Genomic DNA, 10172 nt, shown 5'->3' on the forward strand with positions numbered 1-10172 from the left:
AAACGTCGCTGCAATGCAGCAAAATCGACGGTTGCGCGGCGCGCCAGGGTGCTGGTATCGGGTGTATCTGAACAGGGTAACAGCGGGGATCATGAAACCGGTTTCTCAAGCGCTTGGAGCAGGATCGTCTCGGCCTCGGGGCGTCGGCATCAGAGCCGTCGCCAAGAAGGCCGGGGTTTCGACGGCAACGGTTTCGCGGTTCTTGAACCGGCCGGAATCGGTCAGCGCGGAGCTCGGAATACGCATCCGTGCGATCGTCGACGAGGTCGGCTACATTCCCGATGCTTCGGCGCGGGCTCTGTCCTCGCGCAGAACCCGCACGATCGGCGCGATCATTCCGACCATCGACAATGCGATGTTCGCCCAGGGGCTGCAGGCGTTGCAGCGCTATCTGTCGAGCCAGAACTATCTTCTCTTGCTTGCGACCAACGAATACGATCTCGACATCGAGCTGGAGCAGGCGCGCAATCTCGTCAGCCGCGGGATCGACGGCCTGCTTCTGCGCGGCGACGCCCATCACGACGCCCTGCGCGATCTCCTGCGAGCCAAGGCGATCGATTTCGTCAATGTCGGCGTCTACGATCCCGAAAAGTCCTATCCGAGCATCGGGGTCGACAATGAGGGCGCCGGGCGCTGCATCGCCCGGCATCTGATCGATCTCGGCCATCGCTCGGTCGGGATCGTCGCGGCCATGCAGCGCAACAACGATCGCGCGCAGGCCCGGATGCGCGGTGTCTTCTCCGCCCTTCAGGAAGCCGGCGCGGCGCCGAGGCCGGAATGGCAGATGCAGGTCAACTACAAGCTCGACGAGGCGCGGCAGGCGGCCCGCATGCTGCTGCAACGCGAGGATCGGCCGACCGCGCTCGTCTGCGGCAACGACGTCATCGCCTATGGCGTGATGATGGAAGCGCAAAAGCTCGGCTTCGACGTGCCGGGTGACCTTTCGGTCGTCGGCTTCGACGATCTCGAATGGAGCCGTCACCTGCAGCCGGCCCTGACCACGATCCACATGCCGACGGACGAAATCTGGACGCGGGCGGGACAATACCTCGTGGAGACGCTGGCGGGTCATCCCGCGATGAAGCATCGCGAGATCGATTTCTCGCTCGTCGTGCGTGATTCGTCGGCACCGCCGAAGTCGGTATGAGCCAAGCCTCGCCCCGCGAGCTGAAGGCCGGGCGCGAAATCTGCCAAAACCTCTCGGGAGACCTTATGATGGCCGTGCATTCCTTCACGATCGCGCATATCGAGCCGCTGGTGTTCCGGGTGCCGATCGAGACACCGGTCGTGACCTCGTTCGGCGTCATGCGCGATCGGCCGGCCGTGTTCGTTCGGGTCGTCGCCGGCGATGGCGCCGAGGGCTGGGGCGAGGCGTGGTGCAATTTTCCCGCCGTCGGGGCCGAACATCGGGCGCGGCTGATCGCGTCTGTCCTCGCCCCGCTCATTGAGGGTAGAACCTTCGAAACGCCGGCCGCGGCCTTTGCCTTCATGCAGGAGGCGACCGCTGTTCTTGCCATCCAGAGCGGTGAGCCCGGCCCGTTGGCCCAGGCGGTCGCCGGCATCGACATCGCGATCTGGGACATGCTCGCCCGGCGCAGCGCCCAACCCCTCAATCGCTTCCTCGGCGGCGCCGACGTTGGACGCGTCAGGGCTTACGCCAGCGGCCTGAATGCGGACGAGCCGGAGCGGCTTGCAAGCCGCAAGGCCGAGGCGGGTTTTCGCCGCTTCAAGATCAAGGTCGGATTCGGCGAGGAGCGCGACCTCCGCAATCTCGAAACGATGCGCCAGACCTTCGGCGACGAGACCGAACTGATGGTCGACGCGAACCAGGCCTGGAACACCGACACCGCGATGCGGATGGGCCGGCTGTTCGAGCCCCTCGCGCCGAAATGGCTTGAGGAGCCGGTGCGGGCCGATGCCTCGATCGAAACCTGGCAATCGATCGCGCGCGGATGCGGCGTCCCGCTTGCCAATGGCGAGAACCTGCGGGGCGCAGCCGAGTTTTCGGCGATGACCGCAAGCGGCGCCGTGCGCTATCTGCAACCCGACATCGGCAAGTGGGGCGGGATCTCCGGCTGTCTGACGGTCGCAAGACATGCGGTGGACAGTGGCGTGACCTATTGCCCGCACTGGCTCGGTGGTGGCGTCGGTCTGATCGCCTCGCTGCATCTTCTTGCCGCCATTGGCGGCGAGGGCATCCTCGAAGTCGATGCCAATCCCAATCCGCTGCGCGAGGATCTGATCCTCGGATTTCCCGAGATGGCAGATGGCGACATGCTGATCCCCGAGGGCGCCGGCATCGGCGTCGCGCCGGATCTCTCTGCCCTGAAGCGCTATGCCGTCGACATCCCGTCTTGAGCTGGCTTTGACACGGCCCGGCGAGCGAATAGCTGGCGACCAAGGCCGGTTTCGCGCTAAGGAAGAGGCTCAATCGACGTCTCGAGGGTTGGGTTGGACGAGGCAGTGACACGGCGGATGCGCCGAACCCGGCGGAACGTGAAGATGAGCGACGTGGCCCTGGCCGCCAACGTCTCGCCATCGACCGTCTCGCTTTATCTGCGCAGACCCCATTCGGTGTCGCAGAAGGCCGGCACGGCCATCGCTGGCGCGATCGATCGGCTCGGCTATGTGCCCAACCTGATGGCCGGCGGTCTGGCGGCGGCGCGCTCGCGAGTCGTCGGTGTGGTCGTCCCCTCGATGCGCAATGCCTTTTTCGCCGATACGGTCTCGGCCATGCAGAGCATCCTGTCGGGGCACGGCTTTCAGGTGATGTTCGGCAATACCGACTACGACGCGGACGCCGAACTCCAGCTGGTCAGGGCCAATCTCTCATGGTCGCCCTCGGCAATGGTTCTGACCGGGCTCCACCATTCTCCGCAGACCCGCGATCTTCTGCGTAACGCCGATTGCCCCGTCGTCGAAATGTGGGAGCTTGGAGAAGACCCGATCGACCATGCCGTCGGCTTCTCGCACCACGAGGCAGGCCGCGCCGCCGCGCGCCATCTGTTGCGCAAGGGGCGGCAGAAGCTGGCCTTCCTCGGTGCGCGCATGCAGGAAGATCGCCGCGCGATGAAACGCGCCGAAGGCTTCGCAGCCGAGGCGGCGACACAGGGCGTCACGGCCGAGATCATCAATCACATCAAGCCGGCAAGCACGGAGGCCGCAGCCGCGCTGCTCTCGAGCGCGCTCTCAAAAGATCCCGGCCTTGACGGTGTCGCCGCGTCCAACGATACGCTCGCGCTCGGGCTTCTGTTCGAATGCAGCCGGCGCGGCATCGCCGTTCCGAACGACCTTTCGGTGATCGGGTTCGGGGATCTCGAATTCGCGGCCTTCAGCAACCCCTCGCTGACGACGATCCGCCCCTTCGGCGATGTCATCGGCCAGGAGATCGCCCAGCTGATCCTCGACATCGTCGAGGGGGAAGGGCGATCGCGAACCGCGATCAACACCGGCTTCGTGATCGTCGAGCGCGGCAGCGCCTGACCTGGGCGTCTCCGGGAACGAGGGTCAGTAGGCCGAGGAGACCTTGCCCTGCTCCTTTGCCGGCTGGCCGCGCAGTTCCCCGAGCCAGTCACGCGCCCGGCCGGTCATCATCGCGATGTCCGAGGCCATGGCCGAGAAGTCGTAGCCGTAATCGAGGAAGCGGCGGACCATGGCAGGGTTCGGTCCGACGATGCCGATTTTGGTGCCGGCAGCCTTGGCGTCCCTGGCGGCTTTCTCGATGAGAGCCTGCACCTCGGCGTTTCCGATATCGCCGATGTGCCCCATGGCCGCAGACAGATCGCCCGGCCCGACGAACACCGCGTCGATGCCGGGAACGCCCGCGATCTCGGCAAGCCGACCGACGGCTTCGGGCGTTTCCAGCTGGGCGATGACGTAGGTCTCGTCATTGGCGCGTTTCAGATAATCGGGAACCGCGCCGTAGCGCGATGCGCGGTGGACGGCGGCGACGCCGCGAACGCCCACCGGCGGGTATTTGACCGAGGCGACGGCGGCCCTGGCCTCCTCGGCGGTTTCGACGAAGGGCACCATGACCGTCTGCGCGCCGGCGTCGAGCACCTTTTTGGTCATCACCATGTCGTTCCAGGCAAGACGCACGATCGGCTCGGCCGGGGTGCAGCCGACGGCCCGCAATATGTCGGGAAGGTTGGCGACCTCGACGGGCACGTGCTCCATATCGACCACGACAAAATCGAAGCCGGTATGCCCGATCGCTTCGGACGGCCCCGGCGCGGCCGACATCAGCCAGGTGCCGAGCGGCGGCATGTCCCGTTTTTCATCCAGCATGCGGCGAAAGCGGTTGGAAATATCCTGAGTCATAAGGAAGAGCCTTCAGTAGATTGCCGGTTCGGGCAGGTTGCGCACGCCGGAAAGGAAGTCGAAGTCGCAGCCCTCATGGGCCTGACTGACATGGCGCTGGTAAAGGGCGGTGAAGCTGGTCGCATAAAGCGGCGTAGGGGGGGACAGCTTGGCACGTCGCCGTTCGAGTTCGTCGTCGGCGACCTGCATGTCGAGCCGACCGGCCTCGACGTCGAGAACGACCGTGTCGCCGGTCTTGAGCAGCGCCAGGGGGCCGCCGACGGCCGATTCGGGCGAAACATGGAGAATGCAGGTGCCGTAATGGGTGCCGCTCATGCGGCCGTCGCAGATCCGCACGATATCCTTCACGCCCTTTTTCAAAAGTGCCTTGGGGATCGGCAGATTGCCCCATTCGGGCATGCCCGGCGCGCCGACCGGGCCGGCATTGCGCAGAACGAGAACCGTATCTTCGGTGACGTCGAGATCAGGATCGTCGAGTTCCTTCATCATCGTTCCCGGATCGTCGAAGACGAGCGCCGGGCCTTGGTGTTTCAGGAATTTCGGATTGGCGGCCGATGATTTCAAAATGGCCCCGTTCGGCGCGAGATTGCCCTTCAGGAGCACCAGCGTCCGTCCTTGCGAGAGCGGAACCACCGGATTGTCGAGATCGCGAATGACATCGTCGTTCCAGCAATCTGCGCCGGAAATCGCCTCGCCGAGCGTCCTGTTCTCGACGGTTCGCGCATCGAGGGCGAGGTGCTCGGTGAGCTTTGCCATCAGCGCGCGCAGGCCGCCGGCGAAATGGAAGTCTTCCATCAGATAGGTGCCCGACGGGAACAGATTGGCAAGCACGGGGATCTTCTCGGCCGCCGCCGCCATGTCCTCCAGCCGGAGCGTCAGCCCGGCGCGGCCGGCCATCGCGATCAGATGGATCGCCGCGTTTGTCGACCCACCGAGCGCCATGTAGACGGCGAGGCCGTTGACGAAACTTTCCTGGCTGAGAACGTCGGACGGTTTGAGATCCTCGAGCACCATCGCGACGATGCGCTCGCCGCAGAGCGACGCCATCCGAGGATGGCCGGAATCGACGGCGGGGATGGACGAGGCCCCGGTCAAAGTGAGGCCCATGGCATCGACGATCGAGGTCATCGTCGAGGCCGTTCCCATCGTGTTGCAGGTGCCGGCCGAGCGCGTCATCCGGCTTTCCAGATCGACCCAGTCGTCCTCGGTGATCTCGCCGCGCCGCAGCTGGTCGAAATAGGTCTTGGTGTGGGTTCCAGCGCCCGTCGTCACGCCCCGCCACTTGCCGCTCGACATCGGGCCGGCCGGACAGAAGATCGTTGGCAGATTCATCGAGATCGCGCCCATCAGGAGGCCCGGCGTGGACTTGTCGCAACCGCCGAGAAGGACGCAGCCGTCGATGGGATGCGAACGCAGGATCTCCTCTGCCTCCATGGCGAGGAAATTGCGGTAAAGCATGGTGGTGGGCTTCACCATGACCTCGCCGACCGACAAAGCCGGCATCTCCACCGGGTAGCCGCCCGCCTGCCACACGCCCCGTTTCACCGCTTCGGCGCGGTCGCGCAGATGGGCGTGGCAGGGGCTCATCTCACTCCAGGTGTTGATGATGCCGATGACCGGCTTGCCCATGAACTCCTCGCGCCGCATGCCCATTTGCTGGGTCCGCTGGCGGTGTGCGAAACCGCGGATGTCCGAGGAGGCGAACCATCGCTGGCTGCGCAGATCTGAGATGGCTTTCGTCATGGCAGGACTCGTGTTTTCGCTGTGCCTTCGGGTAACGCGGGCGAGCGGCACCGGCTTTGATCAATTGCGTCGGCAGAGCCGCACGGTTTTCTCATGCGCCCCGCATCATGCAGGCGCGGATAAGGGGCAAAATTGCATTCTCGATGATCGCACTGAGGATCCGGTGGCGACCAAGCCCGGAGAGATGGCCATCGTCGCGGCATGAGGGCCGCAAGAATGGCGCCGGTATGCATGAAATCTCCTGCGATACATCCCGTCAGGCTTTCCAGGGGACATTTCGCCAAATCGTAGCGCTACGATCAGAGGCTGTCAAAGAGCTCGTTGCGGCCTTCGGACGATCGTGGCGAGGCCATAATGACGCGGAGCGGACAGAATCGCATTCATGGCGTGAGAGCTCAAGCGCCGCGAAGCCAGGGCATCAGCCCGTCGGAAAGACGTCTTGCCGCCGCTTGAAGCCTCGCAAGCGATTGACAGAATATTTCGTATCGCTACGATTTGGCCTCAGCGTTCCGGGATTGGGAGATGCCGGAGACGATGGTCCTCTCGTGAGGGCCGACGAATTTATCAGGGAGGAAATCATGAAAATCACGACAGTCGTGACGGCATTCGGCCTGTCCGTAACCTGCGGAGCGGCAAGCGCGCAGACGATCGAGATGATCGTTCCGTTCAGCGCCGGCGGAGGCACCGATACGGTCGCCCGTGTGTTCGAGCCCGGCTTTTCCGAGGCCCTCGGCAAGACCGTGGTGATCCGCAATGTCGATGGCGCCAGCGGAACGATCGGCGCGGCCGCGACGGCGGATGCGAGCGGCGATGGTTCGACGGTCGGTTACATTCCGATCGGTCCGCTCGCGATTCAGCCGTCCTTGCGACAGACCTCCTACAGCGCCGATGATTTCGACTATATCTGCCAGACTACCTCGACGCCCGTCTTCCTTCTCGAAAAGAAGGATTCGGACATGGATTCCGTCGAGGACTGGATCGCCAAGGGCAAGGACGGGCGCATCGTCTACGGCTCGTCCGGGCCGGGCACCATCCCGCATATCGCCATGGCAGCCTTCGCCTCGGAAGCCGGCCTCAATGCGGTGCATCTGCCGTTCAAGGGCACGGGGCCCGCGATGAACGCGATGGCAGGCGGCGAGATCGATCTGTTCGTGGACACGGCGACGGTGCTCGAGAACAACGACGTCAAGGCGCTCGCCGTCTTCGCGCCGGAGCGACTCGAAGCCTATCCCGATATCCCGACGATGAAGGAACTCGGCCACGACCTCGAATTTTCGGTCTGGCAGGGCCTCGTCGCCCCCAAGGGCATTCCCGAAGAGGCTCTCGCGGCTTATTCCGAAGCCTGCCGCAAGGCGATCGACACCGATCGCTTCAAGGAGCTGGCTAAGAGCACCAACACGGGGATCGCCTATCGCGGGCCGGAGGAATTCGCGGCTTTCGTCAAGAAGGACGCGGAGCGCAATCGCGAGATCCTGAAACAGGCCGGCCTCGTCAAATAGACGTTTCGTCGATGGTAAGGGCGGCCGGGCGTCTTCAGCGTCCCGCTGCCCGTCGCGGTCCGATCGCGGCGAATGTCGACCCTGCGGTCGCGCCTTTCCCAATCATCCAGCCAATTCAAGCAGTGTCATGAACGATAGCCGCGCCGTCAGGCTTTCCATATCGAGCGGCGTCTGCCTCGTCGGGGCGGCGTTTCTCGTCTCCGCCTTCGCCGGGGCCGGCGCCGGGGACGGGAACCTCGCCGCCGGCGACACCCCAGACGCCCTGCCGCGCATTCTCCTGATCGCGTGGGTGGGCCTTGCTCTCGCCGACATCGCCCGCCAGCTCCTTTCCGCGCGTTCCGAACGAGTGGCGGCCGATCCGGCCGATGCCGGCCTTCGCAACTCCCATGTCGGCATCGTCATGGCGGTGTCGCTCGCATTGGCGATCGCGATCGTCTTTCTGGGCTATCTGGTCCCGATCGTCATCGCTCTGCCGCTGCTTCTCTACCTCACCGGAACCCGCGCGCCGGTCGCCTTTGCCGCGTCCTTTCTGCTGCTCGGCCCCGGCCTGTGGCTTCTGTTCCATCACCTTCTCGGGATCCGGCTGCCGATCCTGATGTCCGGGGGGCTCTTCTGATGCCCGATCTTGGTTTTCTCGCCGATGCCCTCTCGCCGGCGACGCTTCTGGCCATTCTCGTCGGCACGACCCTCGGGATCGTCATCGGGGCGCTTCCGGGGCTCGGCTCCGTCGTCGGCCTGTCGATCTGCCTGCCCTTCACCTTCGGCATGGACACCGTCCCGAGCCTCGCCCTGCTGCTCGGGGTCTATTGCGGATCGGTCTATGGCGGCTCGATCTCGGCGATCCTGATCAACTCGCCCGGAACGCCGCAGTCGGCCGCCACGATGCTCGACGGCCACCCCATGGCGCAGCGCGGGGAGGGCGGGCTCGCCCTCGGCTGGGCGACCGTCTCCTCGGTGCTCGGCGGCCTGATCTCCTGCGTGGTGCTGATCCTCGCCGCGCCGCAGCTCGCCCGGTTTGCAACCCGTTTCGGATCGGTGGAAATCTTCTCACTGATCCTTCTGGCACTCACCTGCATCGCCGCCGTTTCCAGAGGCAGCATGCTGAAGGGCCTGGCGATGGGGGCGGCCGGCCTGTTCCTCTCCCTGATCGGGACCGACCCGGTGACGGGTGCTGCGCGCTTCACCTTCGACATCCAGTTCCTGTCCGCCGGCCTCGACCTCATTTCTGTCGTCATCGGCCTCTTCGCCCTGTCGGAGGCGTTTTCGCGCCTCGCAATGCCCGATACCGGTGCGCCGCCGGTTGCCAATGCCCGACTTGAAATTCCGGCGTTGAAAGCATGGAAGGGCCGCGTCGGAAATCTCCTTCGCAGCTCGACCATCGGCTGTCTGATCGGCGCGCTGCCGGGGACGGGGGCGGCGACGGCCGCCTTCATCAGCTACGCGTCCGCCAAGCAGGCCTCGCCGCGGCGGGACAATTTCGGCAAGGGCGAGCCCGATGGCCTGATCGCGGCCGAGGCGTCGAACAACGCGGTGACGGGAAGCGCGATGATCCCGACGCTGGCACTCGGCATTCCAGGCGACGTCGTCACGGCGATCCTCCTCTCCGCAATGGTGGTTCACGGGATCACGCCGGGTGTGCGGCTGATGAGCGAGCATCTCGACGTCGTCAACGCGATCTTCGTCGTCCTGATCCTCGTCAATATCGTAATGTTCTTTCTCGCCTTTCCGATCGTCCGGCTGTTCGGCAAGATCCTTGCGACGCCCGAGCGGATCATCATGGTCGGCGTCATCGTCTTCTCGCTGATCGGCGCCATCACCGTGCGCGGCAACGCCCTCGACGGGGTCGTCGCGGTCGCCTTCGGGATCATCGGCTACGGCTTGCGGCTCGGCGGCTTTCCGCTGGCGCCCTTCGTCATCGGACTGGTGCTCGGTCCCCAATTCGAGCAAAATCTGCGGCGCGGCCTCCTGCTCAACGACGGCAACATCTTGAGCTTCCCGACAGCCAGCTGGATCGCCGCCGTCATCTTCGCCGTCATCGCCATCGTGATGATCGTCGTCCCGCTGAGCTCGCTCGTCCTCGGCCGCATGCGCCGGCGCACCGGACCGGCGTGAACGGCGATTCGGCAAGCGCCTGGCCGCATTTGCCGGATCGGATGCCGGGTCTGGAAGACGGCAGGCCGCGCGGCGTTGCGCAGCATGATCGAAGAACCAAAGCTTAGCGCCAGCCGCTAGCGGCGAAGCGATCCTGTCGCATCACGGATAAGCGTCACCGCGCTGAGTTCGAAAAAGTCGGCAGCCGCCCGCATCATCTCGAACGCAAAGCGCATGGAAGCAGCGCCCGTTACCCGTGTCTTCGGGTCGCGCACCGGGGTAGATCGACCCTGGAACAGAGAACCTTGCGAACGATCGACAATCCGTTCGGCACGAGATTGTCACCCATGTCTTAGGGACGTTCTGTTACCCATGTCTCCGGGCTGGACAAATGTCCGACCCGAGACATAGGTGACGTTTCGTACCGGAGACATGGGTAACACTTTTCGCTTTGCGGGAGGTGTTGATGCCGTGGATGGAAAGGTCCGTTATGGACGAACGTCTGCGCTTCGTGGCCCG

9 protein-coding genes are annotated in these 10172 nt (G+C 64.7%); 7 read left to right on the forward strand and 2 right to left on the reverse strand.

Annotation, left to right across the window (positions count from 1 at the left end; all coding sequences use genetic code 11):
* Positions 1–91 precede the first annotated feature (91 nt).
* The 3 genes from J6595_RS20800 to J6595_RS20810 all read left to right on the forward strand — a co-directional run bounded on the left by J6595_RS20800 (position 92) and on the right by J6595_RS20810 (position 3483).
* Positions 92–1147 carry a LacI family DNA-binding transcriptional regulator gene (locus J6595_RS20800; protein WP_209597361.1) on the forward strand — a complete coding sequence of 352 codons (1056 nt, stop codon included), beginning with the start codon at positions 92–94 and terminating at the stop codon, positions 1145–1147.
* Entirely contained in the window at positions 1144–2358 is a 1215-nt protein-coding gene (locus tag J6595_RS20805; RefSeq protein ID WP_245198965.1) for a mandelate racemase/muconate lactonizing enzyme family protein, read from the forward strand. The genes J6595_RS20800 and J6595_RS20805 overlap by 4 nt, the downstream gene beginning before the upstream one ends.
* 144 nt (positions 2359–2502) lie before the next feature.
* The gene (locus J6595_RS20810) at positions 2503–3483 is read left to right on the forward strand and encodes a LacI family DNA-binding transcriptional regulator (protein WP_245198968.1); all 981 of its coding nucleotides are present in this window, start codon (positions 2503–2505) and stop codon (positions 3481–3483) included.
* A 24-nt stretch (positions 3484–3507) separates the two neighbouring features.
* Here the strand turns inward: J6595_RS20810 and J6595_RS20815 are convergent, their stop codons facing one another.
* Together J6595_RS20815 and araD are read right to left on the reverse strand one after the other, a co-directional pair.
* The gene (locus tag J6595_RS20815) at positions 3508–4320 is read right to left on the reverse strand and encodes an HpcH/HpaI aldolase family protein (protein ID WP_245198972.1); all 813 of its coding nucleotides are present in this window, start codon (positions 4318–4320) and stop codon (positions 3508–3510) included.
* A gap of 12 nt (positions 4321–4332) precedes the next feature.
* On the reverse strand, positions 4333–6063 hold the full coding sequence (gene araD, locus J6595_RS20820) for an L-arabinonate dehydratase (RefSeq protein ID WP_209597365.1): 1731 nt from the start codon (positions 6061–6063) through the stop codon (positions 4333–4335).
* On the opposite strand from araD, the gene J6595_RS20825 reads away from it, so the two are divergent.
* From J6595_RS20825 to J6595_RS20840, 4 genes are all read left to right on the forward strand, one after another.
* Complete coding sequence (locus J6595_RS20825; RefSeq protein ID WP_209597367.1) at positions 6062–6268, forward strand: hypothetical protein; 207 nt, start codon at positions 6062–6064, stop codon at positions 6266–6268. The two genes, araD and J6595_RS20825, sit on opposite strands and share 2 nt — an antisense overlap.
* 373 nt (positions 6269–6641) lie before the next feature.
* Positions 6642–7562, forward strand: a complete 921-nt coding sequence (locus tag J6595_RS20830; protein WP_209597369.1) for a Bug family tripartite tricarboxylate transporter substrate binding protein — start codon at positions 6642–6644, stop codon at positions 7560–7562.
* 127 nt (positions 7563–7689) lie between these two features.
* Positions 7690–8178, forward strand: a complete 489-nt coding sequence (locus tag J6595_RS20835; RefSeq protein WP_209597370.1) for a tripartite tricarboxylate transporter TctB family protein — start codon at positions 7690–7692, stop codon at positions 8176–8178.
* On the forward strand, positions 8178–9674 hold the full coding sequence (locus J6595_RS20840) for a tripartite tricarboxylate transporter permease (RefSeq protein WP_209597372.1): 1497 nt from the start codon (positions 8178–8180) through the stop codon (positions 9672–9674). The genes J6595_RS20835 and J6595_RS20840 overlap by 1 nt, the downstream gene beginning before the upstream one ends.
* The last annotated feature ends 498 nt before the right edge of the window (positions 9675–10172 follow it).

It is taken from the genome of Jiella mangrovi (assembly GCF_017815135.1).
Classification (GTDB): domain Bacteria; phylum Pseudomonadota; class Alphaproteobacteria; order Rhizobiales; family Rhizobiaceae; genus Jiella; species Jiella mangrovi.

Bases quoted from the DNA above. Each gene is read 5' to 3' on its own strand.
- J6595_RS20800 (WP_209597361.1), top strand. From the start codon at position 92: ATGAAACCGGTTTCTCAAGCGCTTGGAGCAGGATCGTCTCGGCCTCGG.
- J6595_RS20805 (WP_245198965.1), top strand. From the start codon at position 1,144: ATGAGCCAAGCCTCGCCCCGCGAGCTGAAGGCCGGGCGCGAAATCTGC.
- J6595_RS20810 (WP_245198968.1), top strand. From the start codon at position 2,503: ATGAGCGACGTGGCCCTGGCCGCCAACGTCTCGCCATCGACCGTCTCG.
- J6595_RS20815 (WP_245198972.1), bottom strand. From the start codon at position 4,320: ATGACTCAGGATATTTCCAACCGCTTTCGCCGCATGCTGGATGAAAAA.
- J6595_RS20825 (WP_209597367.1), top strand. From the start codon at position 6,062: ATGGCAGGACTCGTGTTTTCGCTGTGCCTTCGGGTAACGCGGGCGAGC.
- araD (WP_209597365.1), bottom strand. From the start codon at position 6,063: ATGACGAAAGCCATCTCAGATCTGCGCAGCCAGCGATGGTTCGCCTCC.
- J6595_RS20830 (WP_209597369.1), top strand. From the start codon at position 6,642: ATGAAAATCACGACAGTCGTGACGGCATTCGGCCTGTCCGTAACCTGC.
- J6595_RS20835 (WP_209597370.1), top strand. From the start codon at position 7,690: ATGAACGATAGCCGCGCCGTCAGGCTTTCCATATCGAGCGGCGTCTGC.
- J6595_RS20840 (WP_209597372.1), top strand. From the start codon at position 8,178: ATGCCCGATCTTGGTTTTCTCGCCGATGCCCTCTCGCCGGCGACGCTT.